Annotated in this window: 23 protein-coding genes; 9 read left to right on the top strand and 14 right to left on the bottom strand. The window is 42.1% G+C overall.

Features of this window, described 5'->3' with window-relative positions; all coding sequences use genetic code 11:
• Positions 1–57: 57 nt before the first annotated feature.
• The 14 genes from ABS301_RS20870 to ABS301_RS20805 all read right to left on the bottom strand — a co-directional run bounded on the left by ABS301_RS20870 (position 58) and on the right by ABS301_RS20805 (position 13,606).
• Positions 58–909, bottom strand: a complete 852-nt coding sequence (locus ABS301_RS20870) for a class II fructose-bisphosphate aldolase (RefSeq protein ID WP_349674040.1) — start codon at positions 907–909, stop codon at positions 58–60.
• Positions 910–919: 10 nt separating this feature from the next.
• Complete coding sequence (locus ABS301_RS20865) at positions 920–2,740, bottom strand: fructose-specific PTS transporter subunit EIIC (RefSeq protein ID WP_349674039.1); 1,821 nt, start codon at positions 2,738–2,740, stop codon at positions 920–922.
• Positions 2,737–3,663, bottom strand: coding sequence for a 1-phosphofructokinase family hexose kinase (locus tag ABS301_RS20860; protein ID WP_349674038.1), 927 nt, complete (start codon positions 3,661–3,663; stop codon positions 2,737–2,739). Before ABS301_RS20860 ends, ABS301_RS20865 begins: the two co-directional genes overlap by 4 nt.
• A 94-nt stretch (positions 3,664–3,757) precedes the next feature.
• Positions 3,758–4,498: a MurR/RpiR family transcriptional regulator gene (locus tag ABS301_RS20855; RefSeq protein WP_349674037.1), complete on the bottom strand. Its 741-nt coding sequence runs from the start codon at positions 4,496–4,498 to the stop codon at positions 3,758–3,760.
• Between the two features lie 48 nt (positions 4,499–4,546).
• Positions 4,547–4,753 carry a helix-turn-helix domain-containing protein gene (locus ABS301_RS20850; RefSeq protein WP_341457851.1) on the bottom strand — a complete coding sequence of 69 codons (207 nt, stop codon included), beginning with the start codon at positions 4,751–4,753 and terminating at the stop codon, positions 4,547–4,549.
• Positions 4,754–4,953: 200 nt separating this feature from the next.
• Entirely contained in the window at positions 4,954–6,009 is a 1,056-nt protein-coding gene (locus ABS301_RS20845) for a zinc-binding alcohol dehydrogenase family protein (RefSeq protein ID WP_349674036.1), read from the bottom strand.
• Positions 6,010–6,036: 27 nt separating this feature from the next.
• Positions 6,037–7,320, bottom strand: a complete 1,284-nt coding sequence (locus tag ABS301_RS20840; protein WP_349674035.1) for a nickel pincer cofactor-dependent isomerase, group 22 — start codon at positions 7,318–7,320, stop codon at positions 6,037–6,039.
• A gap of 16 nt (positions 7,321–7,336) precedes the next feature.
• Entirely contained in the window at positions 7,337–8,059 is a 723-nt protein-coding gene (locus ABS301_RS20835) for an ABC transporter ATP-binding protein (RefSeq protein WP_349674034.1), read from the bottom strand.
• A complete protein-coding gene (locus ABS301_RS20830) occupies positions 8,059–8,811 on the bottom strand; it encodes an ABC transporter ATP-binding protein (RefSeq protein ID WP_349674033.1) in 753 nt (250 codons plus the stop codon). Before ABS301_RS20830 ends, ABS301_RS20835 begins: the two co-directional genes overlap by 1 nt.
• Positions 8,805–9,788: a branched-chain amino acid ABC transporter permease gene (locus ABS301_RS20825; protein WP_349674032.1), complete on the bottom strand. Its 984-nt coding sequence runs from the start codon at positions 9,786–9,788 to the stop codon at positions 8,805–8,807. The genes ABS301_RS20830 and ABS301_RS20825 overlap by 7 nt, the downstream gene beginning before the upstream one ends.
• 13 nt (positions 9,789–9,801) lie before the next feature.
• Entirely contained in the window at positions 9,802–10,674 is an 873-nt protein-coding gene (locus ABS301_RS20820) for a branched-chain amino acid ABC transporter permease (RefSeq protein WP_349674031.1), read from the bottom strand.
• A gap of 69 nt (positions 10,675–10,743) precedes the next feature.
• Positions 10,744–11,991 (bottom strand): ABC transporter substrate-binding protein, encoded by a 1,248-nt coding sequence (locus ABS301_RS20815; RefSeq protein ID WP_349674030.1) that lies wholly within the window; start codon positions 11,989–11,991, stop codon positions 10,744–10,746.
• 404 nt (positions 11,992–12,395) lie between these two features.
• Positions 12,396–13,064 (bottom strand): GntR family transcriptional regulator, encoded by a 669-nt coding sequence (locus ABS301_RS20810; protein WP_349674029.1) that lies wholly within the window; start codon positions 13,062–13,064, stop codon positions 12,396–12,398.
• 332 nt (positions 13,065–13,396) lie between these two features.
• Entirely contained in the window at positions 13,397–13,606 is a 210-nt protein-coding gene (locus ABS301_RS20805) for a helix-turn-helix domain-containing protein (protein ID WP_349674028.1), read from the bottom strand.
• Positions 13,607–13,759: 153 nt separating this feature from the next.
• Between ABS301_RS20805 and ABS301_RS20800 the strand changes: the two genes are divergently transcribed.
• From ABS301_RS20800 to ABS301_RS20760, 9 genes are all read left to right on the top strand, one after another.
• Positions 13,760–14,236, top strand: coding sequence for a helix-turn-helix domain-containing protein (locus ABS301_RS20800; RefSeq protein WP_349674027.1), 477 nt, complete (start codon positions 13,760–13,762; stop codon positions 14,234–14,236).
• Between the two features lie 150 nt (positions 14,237–14,386).
• Positions 14,387–15,742 (top strand): APC family permease, encoded by a 1,356-nt coding sequence (locus tag ABS301_RS20795; protein WP_349674026.1) that lies wholly within the window; start codon positions 14,387–14,389, stop codon positions 15,740–15,742.
• Between the two features lie 156 nt (positions 15,743–15,898).
• Positions 15,899–16,519, top strand: a complete 621-nt coding sequence (locus ABS301_RS20790) for a TetR/AcrR family transcriptional regulator (protein ID WP_349674025.1) — start codon at positions 15,899–15,901, stop codon at positions 16,517–16,519.
• A gap of 85 nt (positions 16,520–16,604) precedes the next feature.
• Positions 16,605–17,384 carry a class I SAM-dependent methyltransferase gene (locus ABS301_RS20785; protein ID WP_349674024.1) on the top strand — a complete coding sequence of 260 codons (780 nt, stop codon included), beginning with the start codon at positions 16,605–16,607 and terminating at the stop codon, positions 17,382–17,384.
• Between the two features lie 122 nt (positions 17,385–17,506).
• Complete coding sequence (locus tag ABS301_RS20780) at positions 17,507–18,427, top strand: ArsR/SmtB family transcription factor (protein WP_349674023.1); 921 nt, start codon at positions 17,507–17,509, stop codon at positions 18,425–18,427.
• A 334-nt stretch (positions 18,428–18,761) separates the two neighbouring features.
• Complete coding sequence (locus ABS301_RS20775; RefSeq protein ID WP_349674022.1) at positions 18,762–20,174, top strand: extracellular solute-binding protein; 1,413 nt, start codon at positions 18,762–18,764, stop codon at positions 20,172–20,174.
• A 72-nt stretch (positions 20,175–20,246) separates the two neighbouring features.
• Complete coding sequence (locus ABS301_RS20770; protein ID WP_349674021.1) at positions 20,247–21,146, top strand: carbohydrate ABC transporter permease; 900 nt, start codon at positions 20,247–20,249, stop codon at positions 21,144–21,146.
• Positions 21,136–21,966, top strand: coding sequence for a carbohydrate ABC transporter permease (locus ABS301_RS20765; RefSeq protein WP_349674020.1), 831 nt, complete (start codon positions 21,136–21,138; stop codon positions 21,964–21,966). Before ABS301_RS20770 ends, ABS301_RS20765 begins: the two co-directional genes overlap by 11 nt.
• A 35-nt stretch (positions 21,967–22,001) precedes the next feature.
• Complete coding sequence (locus ABS301_RS20760) at positions 22,002–23,801, top strand: glycoside hydrolase family 2 protein (RefSeq protein WP_349674019.1); 1,800 nt, start codon at positions 22,002–22,004, stop codon at positions 23,799–23,801.
• The last annotated feature ends 73 nt before the right edge of the window (positions 23,802–23,874 follow it).

Below are 23,874 nucleotides of genomic sequence, written 5' to 3'. Positions count from 1 at the left end.
TTATATAGACAGTCCGGGTAATTATTCTTTCTGGGTTTCTTTTTGCATCATCGATATTCAGAACCCTCTTCCACTGCTTTTGCAAACCCAGATCTTATCCTGCACGTAGCGTTTTACCAGTTCTTTCCCCATTTTCCCGTAAATTTTCGGATCTATCACGGAACTGTCTTCATTCAGAATCCGTTTTACCCCATCACTGAACGCAATCCGTAGATCGGTAGCGTAATTTACCTTACAAATGCCTTCCTGAATGCAGCTCCTTACAACCTCATCCTCTACGCCAGACGTTCCATGAAGTACCAGAGGAACAGGTACGCACTTTTTAATTTCTCCCAGCAGATCCAGACGAATGCGGGGTGCCCCCTCATATACTCCATGAGAAGTTCCAATTGCCACTGCCAGAAAATCAATTCCAGTCTTCTCTACAAATTCCGCTGCCTGAGCCGGCGAAGTAAGACCGGGATTCCTGCTGCTCACACCATCCTCTTTACCTCCCACGCACCCCAGCTCCGCCTCAACCGGAATCCGGCAGGGGCGGCATGCCTCTACAACCCGTCTGGTCAGTCCTGTATTCTCCTCCCATGGTAGTTGTGAACCATCTATCATAATAGAGGTATACCCTTCCCGTAGTGCCTGAACTGCCAGTTCAAAGCTGCTGCCATGATCCAGGTGCAGAGCAACCGGGATAGTGGCTCTCTCCGCAACCGCCTTTACATTGGCATAGTAAAGATTGAAACCTGCATATCTGACGGTAGACGGGGTTGTCTGTAAAATGACAGGCGACTGCATCTCCTGGGCAGCCTCTACTACTGCCATGACCATCTCCATATTTTCTACATTAAAAGCTCCGACAGCATAATTTCCTTTCTGTGCATCAAGCAGCATTCCTTTTGAAGTAACTAATGGCATCTTTTTTCTCCTATTCTTCTGTAATCAGCCGTATAATCTGATCCTTCCCCGTACATTCTTTCAGCCTGGACAAAAACTTGGGATCCATAAGCTTTTTCGAAAGAGCAGAAAGAAGCTGTAAATGAACTTTATCTTCATTCTCCCCCACAGCAATCATGAATACTGCATATACCGGTTTCCCATCGGAAGAATCAAATAAAATTCCGTTTTTTGATAATCCAACTGCTACTCTGGGCATTCGAACGGCCCGGGATTTTCCATGGGGAATTGCAATTCCGTTTCCAAATGCTGTAGAAGAAATTTTTTCCCGCTTTATGATCTCTTTTTTAAACGCCTCTGCCTCCTGTAGAACCCCATCTGCATAAAGCATTGCCACCATTTCATCAATGACTTCTTCTTTTCCAGTATTTTCAAGGGAAAGGCAAACGGTTTCTTCTTTTAATAAATCTTCAGGTAAAGCAGTATTCTTTTTCGCAACAGGAGTCACAAAAATATAAAGCACTGCCCCTACAAAAGAACCGAGCAAAATACATAAAACCCATACAACCGGTTTATTCACCAGACCGAGTATCAGAAAGCCTCCATGAGGTGCAGGAACTTCAACCCTCATCAAATAAGTAGTGATTGCGGAAATGGAGGAACTTAACATAAGTATGGGAATGACTTTTAACGGATTTTTCGCTGCAAAAGGAATCGCCCCTTCTGTAATATGAGTAAAACCAAGAACGTAATTAACCAATGCTGCCGTCCGGTCATCCTCCGAAAAACGGTTTCTCTTAATGGTAGCTGCAATAGCCAGAACCAGAGGGGGCGTAATGCATGCGGCGGAAACACCTGCCATAAAATAGTAATTCCCCTGTCCAAGAAGTACGGTACCCGTTACATAAGCAGCTTTATTAACCGGACCTCCCATATCAAATGCACACATACAGCCAATTACAATTCCTAACAGAACCGGACTGGTATTCTGTATCTTTGACAATGCTGCCATCATCCACTGATTAAGAGCCGCACATGGCTGGGCAAACAGCATCATCAGGATTCCCACTCCACCAATTGTAACGATAGGTACAATAAAAATGGACTTTAACCCCTCCAGCTGCCTGGGAAGTCTTCTTAATGAACGGACGACCCCCTGGGAAAGATAACCGGACAAAAAGCCAGCCACAATTCCTCCGAGAAATCCCGCATCAGTACCAGCTGCAATGGCTCCTCCCACCAGACCTGCCAAAAGCCCGGGGCGTCCACCAATGGACTGGGCGATAAACCCGCTGAGGACTGTTACCATCAGCCCCATGGAATAGCCGCCTACCGACTTTATCATGGCAGCTACCGGGTTATACTGATCCGATGCCGGATCAAAGGAATAAATGCCCCACAGAAAAGAAATGGCGATCAGTACACCACCGGCTACCACAAGGGGAAGCATATGAGAAACACCATTCATCAGATGCTTATAAATCTGACGTGCGGCATTCTGGTTCTGACGGGGATTAAGGTTTTGAATGACTGCCCCTCCCCTTACAGGCACTTTCCCAGAGAGACATGCCTGAACCAGTTCCTCTGCCTTGCTGACCCCGTCTCCAACCGACACCTCCAAAACCGGCTTGCCGTTAAAACGATCCAGATCCACACTTTTATCGCTGGCAACAATGATGGCATCTGCTCCTTTGATATCAGCTTCTGTTAAAGCATTCTCAACCCCGATGGCTCCGTTGGTTTCCACTTTGATCTGACACCCCAGTTTTTCTGCTGCCGCTTTTAAAGCCTTTTCTGCCATAAACGTATGGGCAATCCCCGTAGGACAGCCAGTAACTCCAAGTAATTTCATACTCCCTCCACCTTTCTCACTATAATTTCTTTTGCATAGTTCTCAACTTTATCCATTAAACCAAGTCCGCTGCTTTCTGCCACATTGGCACCTACCGCCGCGGAACGCTTTAATGCCCTCTCAATCTCATCTGGCTGTTCCAGCCATATACTTAAAAAACCTGCAAGTGCCGCATCACCGGCACAGGCCGAACTGACCAGTTCTATCTTCTTAGCCCCTGCATGGTATAAGTCACTTCCGTTGTAAAAATACGATCCCCGCTCTCCCAAAGTTAAAAGAATATTCATTGCTCCACCTTCATGGAGGTCCAGAAGCACATCTTTGATATCAGCCTCATCTCTCATTACGATCCCGAAGATGTCCTTAATCTCCTCATCGTTAGGTTTGATAAGATACGGCCTGATCCTCATCAGATTTTTAAGATAAGGAGAACTGATGTCCAAAATAACAGCCGTCTGCTTCTTTCTGCAGATATCCAGGACCTCATCATAAAAGGAATCTGTCAGTCCTTTTGGCAGGCTTCCGCTGACAATTAGCGTATCCATATCCCCAAGAGTTTCTATAAGCATGCACAGCTCTCTCTGCTTCTTTTGAGAAACGTAAGACCCTTCATTGACAAATTTGTATTCCTCGGTTCTGTCATTTAAAAAGATATTAATTCTGGTTGTATCCTCCACCCAGACCGGATATACTTTAATCCCCATCTTCTGTGTCTCCTCAACAATATACCTCCCGGAGAAACCGCCGAAAAAACCAAGAACAGCGGACTGTGTTTCAAACCGGTTCAGACAGTAGCTGACGTTTAACCCCTTGCCGTTGGGAGTATAAACTGCATCAAACGTCCGATTAACCACCTTTCCCATAATTCCATTAGACGAGATATTCATATCAATCGCCGGGTTTGCCGTCAATGTATAGATCACTTTATTCCACCTCTCTTATTATGAAAATCTCTGCTCACCTGTTATTATAGAGAAGATTGCTATGAAAATCTTTTCAGGTTATGAAAAAGGAGTCTTAGACAGACTCCGAAATATAGTCAATGATAATTCTGCAAATCATATAAAGAGCGATTCTTGAAGACACCTCGAATTCCTTAATTGCCTGGTGAGCATGCTTATATCCTACAAGCGCAATGTTGCTGTATGAAATTAACTCGGACTGCGGATTACAGCAGCAGGATATCACACAGTTTCCTTTCTGACTGGCTGTGGCAGCTGCCAGAATCAGTTCCGGTGTCTGGCCGTTTAATGACAGGATAAATAAAATATCTTTCTCTTTCATCTTGGACGCTTTCACTCTCATGATGTTAGGATCATCGGAAAAGAAAACATCATAACCAAGAAGCTGTAACTTTAAGGAAAACTCCTGACCAACATAGGTAGTCAGCCCTCTCGCAAATACAGAAATCTGGTGTGCATCTTTCAGGCATTCAATGACTGCCAGTATATCAGTGAGTGAAATACGCTCATGAACCGCCTGAGCCTCTATCAGTGTTTTATTAAAAAGTTCATTCATGCTCTGAATCTCTTCACTCTTTGCTTTATGCCCGGAGCGGTATCTCAGTTCATTAAAACCATTCAGCCCGCATTTACGAATCGCCCTTGAAACGGTGGATGGTGATGAAAATGTCTCAAATGCAATATCAACAATCGACATTCCGGCAAGTGTTCCTTCATGGCTGTTTATGTAATTTATAATTTCACGTTCTGTCTTTGTTAAATTCCCTATAATATTCGCATCAAGTGGAATAATCATGTTAGACCTCCATCCCCTGTTCCCTTCGTGAAGTCGCACTAATGCAACTCAAAGGGTAAAAAAAATAGTGATAGCCTCCTCTCTGCTCAGAGGTATTATCTTTACAATTTTGTTCATCTCTTCCACAGTAAACGTATCTCCCCTTCGTTTCATCTTCCGGTAAAATGTACATCTGCTCATTCCGATGGCATCAGCGATTGCCTCCTGGGTAATTCCAGACTCAGCCATCTTCCCTTTTAACTTTTGTATATTCAAATAACTCACCCCTCCCCAGTTGCATTTATGCTACTACACAATATTAGCATAGCTCATTGAAAATGAAAAGTCAATATCCAAATCCCTGTTTTGCGTCACTTCCTATTGCAGTTTCTAAACAGCGGAATAAAATTAACATCAAAAGAAACGTTCGGATTGAATCGTTTATCCATCAATCCGAACGTATTCCTGGCAATCAGCTACTTTGTAAAATCTAAAAGTACCTTTAGCATATGCGCACCATTACTGCTGAAGTCTTCAAAGGCCTTTGCCCCTTCCTCATAAGGATATTCATGGGTAATTACCTTATCCAAATCGACTCCGCCATTTTTTACCAGATCTATTAATTCTATAAAATCCTTATTCATAGCATTTCGGCTGCCATAGACATTCAGTTCCTTCTTCTGTATCATAGTAAAATTGAAGTCCAGATTCTTTTTACCAACACCGATAATAACCACTTTTCCTCCAAATGCTGCAGCCTCAATACAATCCTGAAAGGTGGAGGGCTGACCTACCGCCTCAATGCATACATCAAATCCATAAACTGCTTCATTGCCGTTAATTGAAATACTGCCAGTGATTTCTCCAGCCGCCTGAAGAAGCGCATGAGGGCTGTCATTTAAGATGGTTCCCGCAAATTCAAAGTGTTCCATTGCATAATCTAGCTTTTCTTTTGCCACATCTGATATGTAAACCTGGCCTCCCAGAGCCTTTGCCGCAATAGCAGCCAGAACTCCGATGGTACCAGACCCTACCACCAGCACTTTATCTCCCTTTTTAATACCAGCGCGCTGAATCCCATGATAACCGATACAGAAAGGTTCAATGGCTGTCAGCACCCTGGGAGAAAGTCCTTTTCCATCGAAAACTCGTTCCAACGGCATGGTGATGTATTGGCAGAATGCACCATCCGTCTGGCAGCCCATGGTGTGATTATCCATGCAGGCATTGACAAGCCCTTTTTCACAGCTGTAGCAGGCATCACAGTTAAAATAAGGGTTACAGGTTACAATCATTCCCTTTTTCAAACCGTATTCATTGTTTTCATCAATTTCCATAATCTCTGCACTAAATTCATGACCTGGAATTCTGGGATAATCAAAATACGCAAATGTTCCCCGGTAAGAGCCTAAATCACTTCCGCAAATACCTCCGTATAAAATTTTGAGCAATGCCTCTCCCGGCTTTCTTACTGGTTTTTCAACCTCTTTCACTTCCACCTTTCCAGGCTCCACTATATAAATTGCTTTCATTTTGTCACTTCTCCTTATTTTCAGAACCTACCAAAGCATTCCATCCCCATCAAAAGGCAGATCCATTGGCTCAGATTCTATCTCAATGGTTTCCATTCCCTTAATTTCCTCCAAATAATCCTCGGAAAGCATAATATGCTCCAGATGGAGGCTGTTGGGAATTCTGACAACTCTTGGCCGGGTCTTGTCGATTTCGTTGCAGCTTTTAATACAAACCTGAATCGCTTCCTTATCGCTTTCCATTATAATTGGGATCCGGACTCCTCCAAGCACGGTGCAGGTGATAGCATTTGGATACATGGAGGCTAAATCCAGTTTATCAAAAACACGTTTTGTGGTAGCGCTTGAAAATCCTAATCCAATGCCGTTTCCGTGGGTTTCTTTACTTAAATCCAGAACCGCCACCCTTTGGGCAGCTATCCCGCCAGAGGCATAAGGAGAACAAAAGGTTCCGGTTATATTGGGATCCATTCCGTCACCGCTATAGTTTTTTCCTATCTCATCCACAACCAGAACATCACAGGAATCCACCAGAATTCTTGCCATATAGGAGGCGGCTTCTTTTAAAAGAACTGGCTCCATTTCCTCAATCTCATCTGCATTTACCGCTACGATCTTACAGGTCTCATCGTAAGCATTTTCAATGGTCGGAACTGCAAATAAGACAGGAGCATGCCTGATTATAGCCTTTCCAAACAAAGGCACATTTTTTGCCATATGTTTAAACCCTGCTTCATGACAAACTTGCGCTCCATACTGTTTTCCCAATCCAATTGCCATCATTTTCATAATTCCGCTTTCATAGGGACCCCGGAACGCCGTATGAGGTTTGATTCTGCAGCCAAGGACAATGCCATCAGATTCCGCTGCGTATTTATCTATGTAAACATCCGTTCCTTCTTCATTCACTCCGATTTTCTTTACCTCCATAGAAGAAAGAATGGGGCACTGAAGATATTCTTCTGTAATCCCATAGCCCTTAAGAATCTCCCTCTGTCCCGCAGCAGTACTCCCCCCATGGCTTCCCATGGCAGGAACAACAAAGGGCTGGGCACCTTTTGATTTAATAAAATCCGCAATGCACTTTGTCGTTAACGCATTGTTTGCTATCCCCCTGGAACCTGCTGTAATAGCAATTTTCATTCCCGGTTTAATCTGGGAAGAAAACTTTTCTTCTGAAAGCAATTTCTTTATTATGCCAGGAATCTCTTCTGGTTCGATTTTATTACGGGGAAATATCTGACGGACCCGAAACATTCTCGGAACCATTACATCCTTTACCAAGTCAGCCACAAAAGGTCTTTCTCTCATATAAATACGTCCCCCTTTATTCACCTAAATAAGCTTTTTTAACCGCTTCATTCTGAAGCAGATTTACACTGGTGTCGTGAAGAATGATTTCTCCATTCTGCATCACATAACCCCGATCCGCCACATTCAAAGCTATTTTTGAATTCTGCTCCACAAAAAGAACGGAAGTTCCCTGCTTATTAATACGGACAATGGATTCAAAAATTTCTTTTATAATGATAGGTGCCAGTCCCAGTGAAGGCTCATCCAGCAAAATCATTCTGGGATTGCACAGCAGGGCACGGCCGATTGCCAGCATCTGCTGCTCTCCACCGGAGAGAGTGCCAGCAAGCTGGGTTCTTCGTTCATACAATCTTGGGAACAGTTCATATACCTGATCAATATCCCTGTTAATATTCGCCTTATCCTTACGGATATAGGTTCCCATCTGAATATTCTCTGCAACAGTAAGCTTTGAGAATACATGTCTTCCCTCTAAAACCTGCACCAGACCCTGACCTGCAATTAAATGCCCTCTGGTTCTTCCGATGTTCCTGCCGTCAAAAAGGATTTCCCCTTTTACACCAGATGCAGCCGTCAGTCCGGAAACAGTCTGAAGGGTTGTGGTTTTCCCAGCTCCGTTGGCACCTATTATGGTTACAATCTCCCCCTCATCCACATAGAGGTCAATCCCATGCACTACTTTAATATTTCCATAAGAATACTGAAGGTTTTTCAATTCCAATAAATGTTTTCCCATTATTCACCTCCCAGGTAAGCTTCAATCACGGCAGGATTGTTCTGGATTTCCAAGGGAGCGCCTTCTGCAAGCAGCTTACCATAGTTTAATACATACATATAATCAGCAAGCCCCATCATCAGCTTCATATCATGTTCAATGATCAGAATGCTGATTCCTCTTTCCACTATTTTCTTGCACAATACATCAAGCTCATTCTTCTCTGTGGCATTCATTCCTGCAGCCGGCTCATCAAGCAGCAATATCTTAGGATCGCTTGCCAGGGCCCGGCAGATTTCAAGAAGCCTCTGTTTTCCATAAGAAAGGGATCCTGCCGGTTCATCCTTCAATTCCAGAAGCCCTACGAAATCCAGCAATTCCAAAGCCTTTTCATAAGCCTTGTTCTCCTCTTCCCTTTCTTTTTTTGTCTTAAAAAGAGAATCTGTAACGCTGGAATTTAGTCTGGAATGCATTCCTACGATTACATTTTCATATACTTTCATTTTTTTAAACAAATTGATGATCTGATAGGTACGGCTGATTCCCTCTTTATTAATCTGATAAGGACGGTAGCCCTGAATTTCTTTCCCTTCAAATATTATCTTTCCTTCATTTGGAGTATAAACACCGCTGATGCAGTTGAAAAAAGTTGTTTTACCCGCACCGTTTGGACCAATGAGGCCAGTGATTTTCCCATCTCTTACTTCCATGGAAACATCATTATTCGCCACCAGACCGCCAAACCTTAAGGTTACGTTTTTGACCTTCAGCATTTATTTACTCCTTTCTTTTTGAATTTTACTGCAACGTCCTGATATGCCCCATAAAGACCCCCTGGCAGCACAACAATTACAATTAACAGCAAAACACCGTAAATTAACAGCTGATACTTTTCCGTAGCACGGAGCGCCTCATTTAAGATAAGTACCGATACTGCACCGTAAATGGGGCCAAAGCGGGAAGCCGTTCCGCCAAATAAAAGCATGGTAAGAAACATAACAGACTGCTTGTACATAAATGTGTCCGGGCTGATGAACTTCACGCAGTGAGCATACATCCCGCCGGCAAAGGCTGTAAAAAATGCGCTGATGGCAAATGCCAGGATTTTATAATTCCGGACATTGATTCCCATTCCATCCGCTGCATGGGAATTCTCTCTGATTGCTATAAAAGCCCGTCCAACTTTTGATTTTATTAAATTGTTTTTCATGAGCAGAAAAATAAGCACACTGAACAGTCCAAAATAATAAAACTTGCTGTAGGTATTTAGTTTATATCCAAAAATGCTGACTGAATCTGTAAAAAACCCTGTAAAATTGCCCGTAATATCATACGGAGACTGGGCAACCAACTGATACACGATCTCTCCGAAGGCAATTGTTGCCAGGGAAAGGAAATGAAAAACCAGCTTGGAAGCAGGATAAGCAAGACCTGCACCGATAACAGCTGCCAGAAAAGCAGCAATTATCATGGTAAGAATCACCGGAATATGGGTATATTTATGTAGAATCGCAGATCCATAAGCCCCGATTGCAAAAAAGGCTGCATGACCCAGCGATATCTGGCCGCTATAACCAAACACAATATCCAGACCCGACACTGCTATGATGTAAATAAAGATAAAGCTCACAATTGTAAAAGCATATTCAAAATGTATCACATTGAGAAACACAGGCATCAATAAGAGGACCAAAAGAATTATTAAGTCTTTTTTTCTGTTTGATATCGCATTTTTTAATCGTAGATTCATTCCATTCTCCTCCCTAATCCTGAATTGCCCGCTCATTAAAAATACCAGTGGGCTTAATAAATAAAAACGTAATTAACAGGATATAAGCCACCAGGTCTTTATAAGAGGAGGAAATATAAGCGGAAGTAAACGTTTCCACCAATCCAAGAATTGCACCTCCAAGCATGGCACCGTACATATTGCCGTATCCTCCCATTACTGCACTGGCAAAACCTTTTCTGCCAATGGTCGCACCCAGGGTTGTATATACCCCGTAAAGAGGTCCGATCAGCATACCTGCAAGCGCGGCCACTGCTGCCGAAATCCCCCAGGTAAGCCCCGTGGCAAGAGATACATTGATTCCAAGACTTCTGGCAGCCAGCGGGTCCATGGCAGCAGCTCTCATGGAAGTCCCAAACCTGGTATGTTTCATAAAGATATGAAGAGAAACCATACATATCATGGAAACTAAAATGCAGACAAATGCTTCTGTCTGAATGTTTACACCAAGAATTCTAATATTGGTAACATGAAAAATTCTTGGAAAGTTAATGGACTGGGTTCCCCATACCAGCATGGACCCGTTCTGAATGATATAGGAAACCGCAATGGTAGCCAGAACCGTATAGATTGGCAAGGTCCCCTTAGCTACAAGCTTACTGATGATGCCCCTCTCCAAAACCATTCCAAATCCCAGCATAATAATAAAAACAATGATTACTGTAAGAACGAAGGGAATATGTAAAACCCCATAAAAGGTATATCCCAAAAACGCGCCTAATGTAAGAATATCGCCCTGTGTAAAGTTAAGCATTCCTGATGCTTTGTAGATCAGGCTGTAACCCAGGGCGATCAGTCCATAAACGCATCCCAGCACAAGACCCGAAACAAGAATTTGTATTATCATTTCTTACCTCCAAGGAACCCGCCTATATTCCACCTGACCGGATATAGGCGGACCATTCTATATGTTTTATCACTCTGCCAGTTTAGAAATATTCCCTGCCTTAAGCCATTCATTAAAGTCTAAGTATTTTCCATCAATAATAATATAATCGTTGAGAGTGTGAAGCCCTTCCCGGGTTCCGTCAGTGAAATCAAGCATGCCTCCAAGAGATTTAAAATCCTTGATCTTGCTGATTGCATCTTTTATTGCTTCCTTATCATTGCTTCCTGCTATCTTCGAGGCCTCCCAGAATACCATCATCGCATCCCAGCTTCTGTATGCGCAGTCATGGAACGGCATTACACCATATGCTTGAAAGTAAAGCTCTAAAAATTCCTTCATTTCAGGATCTTTCGCTTCTTCAATACTGTTGTATACCACGTATGGATAAGCAAATACCCAGTTGTTGACTGCATCCCCTGCCACATTAATTGTATCAACCGGAATCCCCTCACGGTTAAAGCAGAGTTTATTAAATCCAAGCTGCCGCAGCTGCTTTGCAAAAATTGCCTGAGTCGGACCATTGGTTGAGCAGAATACTGCGTCTGGCTTAGAATTAATCATCTTAGCCACCTGACCGGAAAAATCGGTGTCCCCCTCTGTGTAACTTTCAATGGTAGTAACTTCAATTCCCGCCTTTTTTGCTTCTTCTATAAACGTTTCAGCGCTGGTTTTCGCAGCATCATCCAGACCGCGGAATACCGCCACCTTCTTAACATTTAAACTCAGCATCTTCTCAGTAACATGAGGCATGGAAAGAGCGGTGTTTAATCCTGCACGGAAAACATATTCCCATCCCTGCTGCATCCATGTGGGACTGTTGCCCGTTCCAATCGTAGGAATCTTAGCCTCATTATAGATTCCACCCGCTGCAAGTACGTTGCTGCTTGTTAAGGATCCCAGGATGGCATCCACCTTATCTACCTGGATCATCTTATTGGCAATCTTAACCGCTTCCTCAGGAGAACCCTGATCATCATAATTTACAAGCTTAATCGGTACCCCATTAAAACCGCCCTCCTTATTAATCACCTTAACAGCCAGTTCAGCCGCCATATTGGCAGATTCTCCAACCTGTGCATTGACACCAGTCAAGGGCTGGGGATTTCCTATTACAAAAATCTCTCCAACTTGAGCTGTGCCAGTTGTGCTCTCCGAAACAGCTGCACCTGTCGTGGTTTCTTCCGTCTTCGTACTTGTTTTTCCAGCTCCGCATGCGGTTAAGAACATTGTTAAACTTAAACCGAGTGCAAGAATTTTAGATAACTGCTTTTTCATCTTTACTTCCTCCATTTTTTATTATTATCTTAAAAAGATATCGTGGTTAACTGAAAGCCCCTTCTCCTGACTTTCATAGATTGAGAGATTCTAAATTCCTCTTTTATTCACCTGTTATTTTACTTATATTCAACTAATATATCAGATGAAACATAGCCACATAATATACTAACAAAGACTTATAGTCAAGCTATTTTCTGTATATTTTATATAATTTTTCTTAATTGTATAATATTTGATTGGTATATTTGCATATTTGAAACATTTTTATTTTTCTTTTTTTGTGCTATCTGTTTAGCAATAAAAGCTTTCTCTGGCAGCAAAAAAAGAATGCTGAAAATGTGCTTTTAAGGCATATTCTCAGCATTCAATATTATTTTAACGTATCCTTCTATTTTATAATATTACATGATTGATTTTTTAGGGAAAATCAAATCCATTGCATTATTCCAGGAATTTCTAATATGCATTTTATAATTTTCAAGAACATCTGCATCATTATTACAAAGCATTGAATTCAAAATTTCCAGATGCTCCTCAATGGAAAGTGTATAGTTTAAGTTAACCTTTGCACAATATACCCGGATTCTGTTACTATGATCTGCTACCACATTCAGCAACTCTTTCAAAAAGCTATTTTGAGACTGAGAGATAACCGTATTATGTAAACAATCATCCAAACTGGTGTAATACTTCACATATTCTTCATGATCTTTAAACTCAGGTGGATTCTGAAAGGAATCATACATTTTTTTAAGCCAGTCTTTGCTTAATCTGTTATAACACTCTACCGCTATATACGGCTCATTCAGTAGACGCACCTCATAAATTGCATTGACCAGATTGTAATCGATTTCTCCAACTAAGGTTCCTTTTCGCGGATAGATTTTAACAAAAGAATCTTTTTCCAATCTTTGAATCGCTTCGCGGATGGGAGTCCTGCTCATGCCTAATTCTTTCTGTAACTCCATATCAGAAATATCCTGCAAAGGAAGATATTCGCCCAGTATAATCTTATTTTTTATATATTCATAGGCATTTGAAAATTTGTCTTCTTTTACCGATTTATCCATATCTGCCCCCTTCTGATATGATGTTTCAAGGCAAACAAATTACCTCTTTCACCATGATCCTGAAGCAAACTTCAGAATTTTAGTTTGCCCGTCTCTAGTTTATTTCATTAATTATTGAATTGTCAACACTTATTTCGATAATTATGTAACAATATGATTCAATTTTGACATTAACATGATATATATGAATTATTTAGCGTTAAAAATCCAAATTATTAAAATATCCTGTGCCTGAAATGACAACAATAAAACTGCAGATGCTGTGCCTGACTGTACCAAACACCGCATCTGCAAATTGACCGGGAAATCTATATGATATTATCGCATTTACGCTACTTTGGAAGTAAAAAAATTTTAGCTGCTTCTTCCTTTGTCAAAGATATGAACTTTATCATTCTGTTCATTTCCTGTACAGTGAAAGAATTACCCTCTTTTTTCATCTTACGGTAAAAAGTACATCTGCTGATACCCATAGCGTCTGCAATTGATTCCTGTGTCAATCCAGAATCCGCTATCTTATCCTTTAACATGTATATATTCAAATAATTCACCTCTTTTCCGTTGCATTTGTGCCACTATTATGTCATAAGAATAGCTTATAAAAAATAAAATGTCAACATACAAAGTCAGCTCAAGGGCCATAAGTGTTGCATTTTTGCAACATCAATGGTATGATACTTACTGGAGGTAAGAACATGTCAATCACTGGTCAGAGAATTAAAGAAAGAAGAAAACAATTAGAAATGAGTGCTGATGATGTAGCCGCTGACTTAGGCGTTTCACGGTCTACGATATTCAGATATGAGAACGGACAAATAGAAAAAGTTCCTGCTAATGTTTTAGAAAAGCTGGCGGTCATTCTTAGAACTACCCCTGCTTATTTAATGGGCTGGCAGGATGACTGTTTTGAATACCCAGATTCCGGCGCGGATGCTTCCCCATGGATTCATCGGCCTGCAAGCGGAAGCGAAGATTTCTTCCGTGAAGATGAAGGAAAAGGATATCACACCAATGATAGCTTAGGTGCCATTATTAATAGCGCGGATCCGGATGACAGAGATAAGATTACTGCCATGGCAAAGATCTATCTGACTCTGACTGATTCCGGTAAGAGAAAAGCCAGCGATTATATGGTGGATTTATCCGAACAGCCAAAGTACCGAAAGCTATGACTTAATCCTGCTGTTTCTTAACGATTTTTTACCAATAAAAAATCTTGCTTCTGGCAATAAAATCTTGCTGATTTGTATTTCATTTTATGATAAAATAAAAAGGATTTTTTTATATAAACAATACTATAGAAAAGCAGGAACAGTTGAACTATGGAATCAAAATTAGAAAAAAAGTATGGACTATTTACAGCCATTGCCATGGTTGTAGGCATCGTGATTGGAAGCGGTGTATTTTTTAAAGCCGAAAAGATTCTGACTGCAACAGGAGGAAATTTAAAGCAGGGAATTCTGGCCTGGATCATCGGCGGTATTATTATGATTTCCTGTGCGTACACATTTTCTGTTATGGCTACGAAGTATCAGTACATTAACGGTATTGTGGATTACGCGGAAGCGACCGTAGGAAAAAAATATGCCTATTATGTAGGAAGTTTTATGGCAATTATTTACTACCCTACCATTACTTCAGTCCTTGCATGGGTATCTGCCCGGTATACCTGTGTCATCTTCGGTTTCTCCATTACCGGCGGAGAATGTATGACCATCGCCTGTCTTTATCTGGTTTCCAGCTTTACAATCAACGCATTGTCCCCTGTTTTAGCAGGAAAATTTCAGGTAAGCACGACTGTCATTAAGCTCATCCCTTTATTCCTTATGGCAATTGTGGGTACCTTTACAGGACTCCGCAACGGAATGACTGCTTATAATTTTACCCATACCGTATCTGCCAGCACCTCTGGCGGGCTATTTACAGCTGTTGTTGCAGCCAGCTTCGCCTATGAGGGCTGGATCATTGCAACCTGTATCAATGCAGAACTTAGAAATGCAAAAAGAAATCTGCCTCTTGCCTTAATTTCCGGTACTTTAATCACTATGGCAGCCTATATCCTGTATTACATCGGACTTGCAGGAACCGTTAAAAATGAAATAATTATGGCGGGCGGTGAAGCAGGAGCCAAGCTGGCATTCCAGACTGTTTTCACTTCAATAGGCGGAAATCTGTTATTTGTATTTGTAATTATCTCTTGTCTGGGTACGTTAAACGGGCTGATGCTTGGCTGCACCCGGGGAATTTATTCTCTCGCTGCCAGGGGCTTAGGACCAAAACCAAAGGTTTTCAGTCAGGTAGATTCCATGACCAACATGCCTGTCAATTCAGCTATTTTAGGGTTATTTCTTTGCGGTATCTGGCTGTTTTATTTCTACGGAGCAAATCTGACTGCCAGCTGGTTTGGATTTTTCACTTTTGATTCTTCCGAACTTCCGATTGTAACTGTTTATGCTTTATACGTTCCAATCTTTATTATGTTTATGGTAAAGAGCAAAGGACTTAACTTCTTTAATCGTATCTTAATGCCCTGTTTATCCCTCGCAGGCTGCGTATTTATGATTATTGCCGCATGGTTTGCGCACGGAATGGCTGTCGTTGCTTTTCTTATCGTATTTTTTGTTGTGATGGTGTTTAGTGCTTTGATTTCAAATCGGTCAGAGACAGTGAATCAATAAAAATTCAGGGTTGGTTTCCCATAAGAGGATTCCAGCCCTTTTCTTTTATAGTCCCAGATACCTCTTACTACAGAGCCAGTCATTCTTGACTGGCCTATATATTTGTGATAACATAACAGTTGTTATGCAGACACAAAAAGATTGGAGACAGCAATTATGAAGCAAAATTGGGAGAATCCGTTTTCACAGGAGTCCGATGCCGGAACAACCCGTGAGCGGCTTATAGAGGCTGGTATAGATGAGTTTTATGAAAAAGGTTACAAACAGGCCAGTCTTCGTAGAATTTGTGCTGCCTGCGGCGTTACGACCGGTGCCTTCTATTTTCATTTTTCCGGAAAACAACAGCTGTTTTCTTCCATTGTGGAACCAGTTATAGAACAATGGACCAGTCTTGGAAACGCCCTCTCGAACCGGGAACTCAACGATCAGTCTACCGCCCTGGATAACGACCGGGTTATGATGGATCTTGAACTCAGATACCGAAGAGAGATACTCATACTGCTGGAAAAATCCTCTGGCAGCGGAAAAGAGCATTTTGGGGACAATCTAAAGCAGGAGCTTACAAAGCATTTTATAACTCATTTTACAAAAGCTATTGGTCACGTACCTAATCCAGAATTCATACAGCTTCTGGCAAATATGCGCATCTATGGAAACATTCAGTTATTAAAAGGTAATTATGACAGGTCACAGACATTATTTTTCAATAACATGCTGGCTTGTTATGCAGAAGGCGGGTTTACACATCTAATTCAAAACTGTAAAGAGCAGTTATAGAATCCAGGGCATGGTGCCCTGGATTTTTTATATAACAAAAACAGGCAGCTGTTATGCTGCCCCATTTAAAGGAGGTTTTTTGAATATGAAACAACCAAACTACGGAAACTGGATTTCCAAAACTATGATGCAGTTTCTCTGGACCGCAACCGTCATCTTTCTGGCGCTCAGCCTGCTGTTCACCTATCTGTTTCCGGTGAAATTTCTGGCCGCCACAGCTCTGGTGCTGACCATATTGTCGGCCGTTCTGTCCGTATATCACCAGGTCTGCCGTCATGCGTTCTCCTTCACCGGAAGAGGGGTAATGAGGGGTATTCACAGCGAATTGCTGAATCATCTTATCTGGAACGGAAACGGCACCCTTCTGGATATTGGCTGCGGCTCCGGTGCACTTACCATTCGCTGCGCCAAAGCATTTCCAAAAGCAGAAATAACCGGAATCGACTATTGGGGAGCACAATGGAACTACGCCAGGGAGCAGTGTGAAGAAAACCGGCGGATTGAACAGGTTCAACCCATTACATTCATAAAAGGAGACGCTGCCGCACTTCCGTTTCAGAACGAAAGCTTTGATGCTGTAATCAGTAATTTTGTTTTCCACGAGGTTATGACTCAGCCCGACAAACGTAAGGTTGTCCGGGAAGCTCTCAGGGTGGTGAAAAAAGGCGGAGTTTTCGCCTTTCACGATTTATTCGAGCAAAAGATACTATATGGAGATATGAGAGTATTGGTGGAAGAACTAAAAAAAGAAGGTATTACAGAAATTCATTATATCTCTCATACAGAAAATATGAAATGCATCCCCTTATACGTGAAAGCACCGTGGCTGCTGTCTGGACTCGGAATGCTTTATGGGGTGAAATAAGTTCTTTAAAAGGGAATCCGGCATGATTGACAGCCTCCCTAATGATAGAGTATTATAAATACCAAATACAAAGATCCGGAAAGTACATATAAGGTTTTGAAAAAGGAAGGAGAGTGAATATCATGGCTAAAATCAAGGATTTTACCCTGGAGAATATTAAGGAAATCTGCGAATTCGGCAAAGCAATCTCCTCCCCCGTGCGGCTGGAGATTATTAAGCTATTATATCAGGACAATTATTCCATAAGCCAGATAGCGGAAGCTCTTGAGCTCCCACAGTCCAGCACCGCATTTCATCTAAAGCTTCTCGAGGCTGCAGACCTAATCCGCATGGAGGAGCAGCCAGGGAGCCACGGAACCATGAAAGTCTGCAGCCGGAAACAGGATTATGCCAATCTTTGTTTTCTTCCGAGAAGCAGTCAGATTAACCAGGTAGTCAGCATTGAGATGCCGGTGGGCTCATTTGTAGATTGCAGCATCTTCCCTACCTGCGGTTTATATACACCCAGTGGAGTTGTTGGAATGGAAGACAAGGAGTACAGCTTTTATCTGCCAGAACGGATGGAGGCCGGACTTTTATGGACATCAAAGGGATATGTGCAATATAAGTTTCCAAATCAGCTGCCAGCCGGCAGACTTCCCGTGTGCCTGTCGTTTGCCATGGAGATATGTTCGGAAGCTCCTGGTTATGCCGAAGACTGGAGATCTGACATTACCCTGTGGGTAAACGGCATCGAATGTGCCACCTGGTGCTGTCCGGGAGATTTTGGTTCCAGAAGAGGGAGACTTACACCTCCTCTCTGGCCCAACGGTTCCACACAATATGGCATCTGGATAAAGTGGGAAATCAGGAGAGACGGAACTTATATTAATGGCGAACGGGCTTCAAAAGTAAGACTCAGCGATATTGCAATTCCTGAAAAACCATTTGTCGCAATGACCATAGGAAATAAGAAAAACACCAGGTACGAAGGCGGCTTTAATCTTTTTGGCAAGACCTTTGGCGACTATCCCAGGGATATTTTAATGGAGATAGAATATTAATTATATTTAAAAAACAAGACAACTGTCTGGAAAATAAGTTTGTTTCCGGATGGTTGTTTTTTATTGTCTTACGGCCGGAAAGAGGAAATAAATGATTATAACAGAATTTCTATTTTTTTGAGGAAAATAAAAACGCGTTAAAACACTATTACTGTTGTAAATATAAAATATGTACAAATATATTTATATTTTTCATTTTAATATATTGACTTACACAATAAAAAGGTGTATTGTTGCCTTATTATATCAGTATTGCTGTTATTAAATTAATTTTATTTGAGTGCCAGCGTACTGGTTTATGGTGTAAGCATTCAAACAAAATAAGGAGGTAATTATGAGAAGAAGCAAAAAATGGATGGCTGCCTTAGGTGCAGCGACACTTGTTATGGCAGCTATGTCCGGTTGCACAGGCAGCACAGCAACCCAGACTGCCGGAAGTACTCAGGCAGCAAAAGGTACACAGGAAAGCAAGGAGACTGCGTCTGGGGAAACGTCAGCCGCTGCGGAAGAAACAAAGAATGTCAACGATGATGGAACGGTTAACAATCCGGAAAAAGTTGCAGTGGACGCCAACAAGCTGGTAATGTGGTCCTTATTCAGCGGAGGCGACGGCGGCTTTATGTCAAAGATGATTGAAGATTACAATGGTACCAGTCCTACGAAGCAGGTACAGTCCATCATGTTGGTATGGGCAGACTATTATACCAAGCTTCAGACGGCTGTTGCTGCTGATAAAGGACCTGATATTGGTATATCCCATGCTTCTTCCCTGCCTCAGTTAGTGGAAGATGGTGTCGTACAACCGATTACTCCCTATCTTAAAGAGTTGGGAATTGATTTAAGCCAGCATTATTCCCAGGCTTCTATCGATGCTGTTACGTTTGACGGAGAGGTTTACGCGGTGCCGCTGGATACTCATGCAGAAATTATGTACTTTAATAAGAATATATTAGAACAGGCAGGAGTAGCTTTAAACGGAAGCGGTGGAGTCGATATTAAAAGCGCTGACGAGTTTTATGCCGTCTGCGAGAAAATAAAATCTGTGATTCCAGCAGATGGTTCCGTAATCTCTCTTACCAGCAACGGAGATGACCCTTACCGCTTATGGTGGGCATCCTATTTCCAGATGGGTGGTACTCCTATTGTCAGCGATGACGGCAAAAAGGTGACTCTTGATAAGGAAAAGGCTGTTAAGGCCGCCGAGTTTGTAAAAGGACTTTATGACAAAGGTTATATTAAAGAAGGAATTGATGACCACCAGAAATTCTTCCAGAGCGGCAAAGCAGGAATCTGCATTGGCGGAACCTGGGCTGTTGGAGCTTTTGAACAGACAGATAACTTAAGCTTTATTCCAGTACCATTTCCTAAGCTCTTTGATACAGATAATTGCTGGGCAGATTCCCATACATTCATTCTTCCAACAAAGAAAGCAAGGAATGAGGCGGATAGCAAGGCTGCCGTGGAATTCATGGTATCAGCGTCTATGAAGGGCGGCGTTACCTGGGCTGGCTCCGGCCAGATTCCGGCATGCAAAGAAGTACTTGCAAGCGATGAATATAAGGCTCTTCCATACAGAAGCAGTTACATGTCCGAAGTTGAGAAAGCAGTTCTTCCTGCTAAGGTATCAACTTTTAACGGAATGAAGAAAGGCATGATTGACAGCCTTGATACCATCTGGACCGGAAAAGGTGATGCTAAATCCGGCATTGATGCCCTTAATGATGAGCTTGAATCAAATCTTCCGTAATAACAGGTAAGCAGAGGGGGATTATTTCCCCCTCTGAACAAGGCGGTTTGTATAATTGGGAGGACTTATACCTTGAGCAGAAGCAGAAAAATAAGAGATATGGCGACAGGTCTTGGATTGTGCTTTCCTTTTTTGGCCTTATATACAGTTTTTACTATTTGGCCTGTCATTCAGGGGCTGTATGTAAGTTTACATAAATGGTCCTTAATGGGAAAAGTAAAATTCGTAGGGCTGGATAACTATATTAAGTTTTTATCGGATCAAAAATTTATTGATGCACTGAAACATACGATTATTTTTGTTGCACTTTCCGTTCCATTTCTGGTAATCATGGCTCTGATACTTGCTCTGTTTGCCAATCGGCCGGTAAAGATCAGACGTGGATTAAGGATCGCATTTTATCTTCCAAGTATTATCTCAGTTTCGGTTGCGTCCTTTATTGCCAAATATATGTTTGCGCCCTATATGGGTTTTGTGAACGGTGTTCTTCATTTGACCGGTCTCTTAAAATCAGGGTCGGAAATCCAGTGGCTGATCGATACAAATCATGCGTGGGCGGTAGTCACCATAATGACCGTATGGTGGACGGTCGGTTTTTCCATGCTGTTATATTTATCAGCTTTGCAGGATATCTCTCCTGAAATATACGAAGCTGCACAAATCGACGGAGCTGCAAAATGGCAGCAATTATTTTCCATCGTCCTCCCGCTGCTAAAACCCACCACGTACTTAATCGTGATGCTGCAGATTATTGCAAGCTTTAAAGTATTCGGTCAGATTCAGCTGATCACGGCCGGAGGACCAGCGGGAAGTACAAAACCATTAATCCAGTATATTTATGAAACGGGCTTTACAAAAAATAATATGGGATATGCGGCTGCCATGTCATATGTATTGTTTGCTATTCTGGTGGTGTGTACCCTGATTCAGAAGACAATTCAGAAAAAGGGGGAACAAAAAGATGAAGCGTAAAAAAGCAAAAGCCGGAAGTCTTATTCTGACTGTTTTATCAGCCGGGCTTGCCATCATTTTTCTGGCTCCTGTGATCTGGGCTTTCTTTGTATCCCTGCAATATGAAGGAAAGCAGATTAAAAGCGTAGTCAGCTGGTTTACTCCCCCTTACACCTTTGGGAATTATCTGGATCTGATTATCGGCTCTGATGTTGCCAAATGGCTACTCAATTCCGTGGTGGTTGCAGTTCTTGTTACAGTTTTAACCCTTCTCTTCTCTGCCATGGCTGCCTATGCTCTGTCAAAAATCAAATTTATGGGGAGAAATAAACTGTTCTTTTACTTTTTACTGGGGCTCATGGTACCAGGAGAAGCCACCATCGTACCATTGTTTATTACAGCCAACAATATTCATCTGATTGATACTTATGCAGGTCTGCTTCTGCCATCTGTGGCAGTTTCCATGAATTTGATTATCATGGTTACTTTTTTTAAAGGTATTCCTGATTCCCTGATTGAAGCCGCAAGAATAGACGGCGCAGGGGAGATCACGATATTTGCCAGAATCGTCATGCCGCTGTCAAAGGCAGTCCTTTCAACCATTAGTATCTTTGCATTCATAGGGAGCTGGAATAACTATCTCTGGCCCTTACTCTGTTCTATGGACAGCAGTAAATTTACATTGCCTGTGGGAATCCCCATTTTTGCCGGAACTTACACCGTGGATTATGTGAAACCGATGACGGCCAATATGATCGCATCAATTCCTGCTATTATCATATACCTGATTTTTGAAAAACAGATTGTACAGGGAATTACCATGTCTGGCGTCAAGGGTTGACATAAGTATAAAACAGATAAAGGAGAATTAACTTCATGTTATGCTATCAAAAAGATTATCCAAGACCACAATTTGTCCGAAATGACTGGGCCAGTTTAAACGGAATCTGGAACTTTAGTTTTGACGACGGCAACAAAGGAGAGGCAGAAGGCTGGTATAAGAGTTTTCACAGGGAAAAAGAGATCTATGTACCCTTCACCTATGAGACGAAAAAAAGTAATATTCACAATGAAGAAATTCATCATTATGTGTGGTATGCCCGTACATTTCAAGCTGATAAAGCAAAAACAGCACGCAATAAGCTGATTCTGCATTTTGAGGGAAGTGATTTTCTTACAAAGGTGTGGATTAATGGTCAGCTGGCCGGAATGCACGAAGGCGGATATTCCCGCTTTTCCTATGATATTACAAATCTTATAACCGATGGCGAAAACCTTGTAGTCGTAAAAGCGGAGGATCATCCCGATGCACAGCAGCCAAGAGGAAAACAGCGCTGGATATCCGAGAATTTCGGCTGCTGGTATGTTCAGACAACAGGAATCTGGAAGACCGTATGGATGGAGTATGTACCCAACATCAGCTTGCGCTCAGTGAAAATGACTCCTAATCTGCCGGAAGGCAGGCTGGAACTGGAATATACGGTGGACTGTCCTGAAGCTTTGGACGGAAAAAAGCTGGAAGTGGAGGCATTGGTAAGCTTTGGTGGCAGATTTGTGACAAAAGTTCTGACGGCCATAGCGAAAAATCCCACAAAAATTTCCGTTGATCTGGTGGCTGCAGAGGCAGGCTACCCCTGGGGAATTCGTTCATGGACTCCTGCCGAACCAAATCTTTACGACATCAGCTTTAGTACCCGGTTTCATGGAGAGGTGTGGGATGAAATCGGTTCTTACTTTGGAATGCGTGAGATCCGGATCGAAGGTCCTAACATTCTTCTAAACGGAGCTCCGCTGTATCAAAGGCTGATTCTTGACCAGGGGTATTGGGAAGAATCTCATTTGACTCCGCCAGACGAGGAAGCGTTAATTCAGGATATTGATAAGATTCATGAACTTGGCTATAATGGCTTAAGAAAGCACCAGAAAACAGAGGATGAAAGATTCCTTTACTGGTGTGATGTTAAGGGAATGCTGGTCTGGAGCGAAGCGCCTGCTGCCTATATTTACTCTGACAGATCAGTGGAACTATTTACAAAAGAATGGCTTGATATTGTAAAACAGAATTATAATCACCCTTCCATTATTACCTGGACTCCTATAAACGAATCCTGGGGTGTACCACAGGTTGAGACAAACAGAACACAGCAGCACTTTACAGAAGCTATCTATCACCTGACAAAGAGCATTGACCCACACCGCCCGGTAATCGTAAATGACGGGTGGGAACATACCGTTTCCGATATCCTTACTCTGCATGATTATGAAGAGGCAGGCGAGATTCTCAAAAAGCGATATACGCAGTATAAAGATGAAATTATGACAAAGGAGATCTACCACTCCACTTCCAAATCCGCCCTTGCAAACGGCTTTTCCTACAAAGGTCAGCCAGTGATCATCAGTGAATTTGGAGGCATTGCATTTGACAGTGATAAAGAAGGCTGGGGATACGGAAATAAAGTCAATACAAAAGAAGACTTTTTAAAAAGGTTTGACAGCATTACAACCGCTATAAAAGAAATTCCCTATGTGTGTGGCTACTGCTATACTCAGGTTACAGATGTGCAACAGGAAATCAATGGTCTGATGGATATTTCCAGAAACTATAAAGTGGATCCTGAAGTAATTAAAGAAATCAATGAAAGAAAAGTGGCCTACTGGAGAGACGAACTCCGGTAGGATGGAATTTAATAAAATTTTTAAGGCCTCCTCTCTATATGTTTAAAAAGAGAGGAGGCCTGCTTTTTATAAT

Source organism: Lacrimispora sp. (assembly GCF_031982545.1).
Taxonomy (GTDB): Bacteria; Bacillota; Clostridia; order Lachnospirales; family Lachnospiraceae; genus Lacrimispora.
Note: the sequence above shows the minus strand (reverse complement) of the source record. Positions and strands in the feature narration are given on the sequence as shown.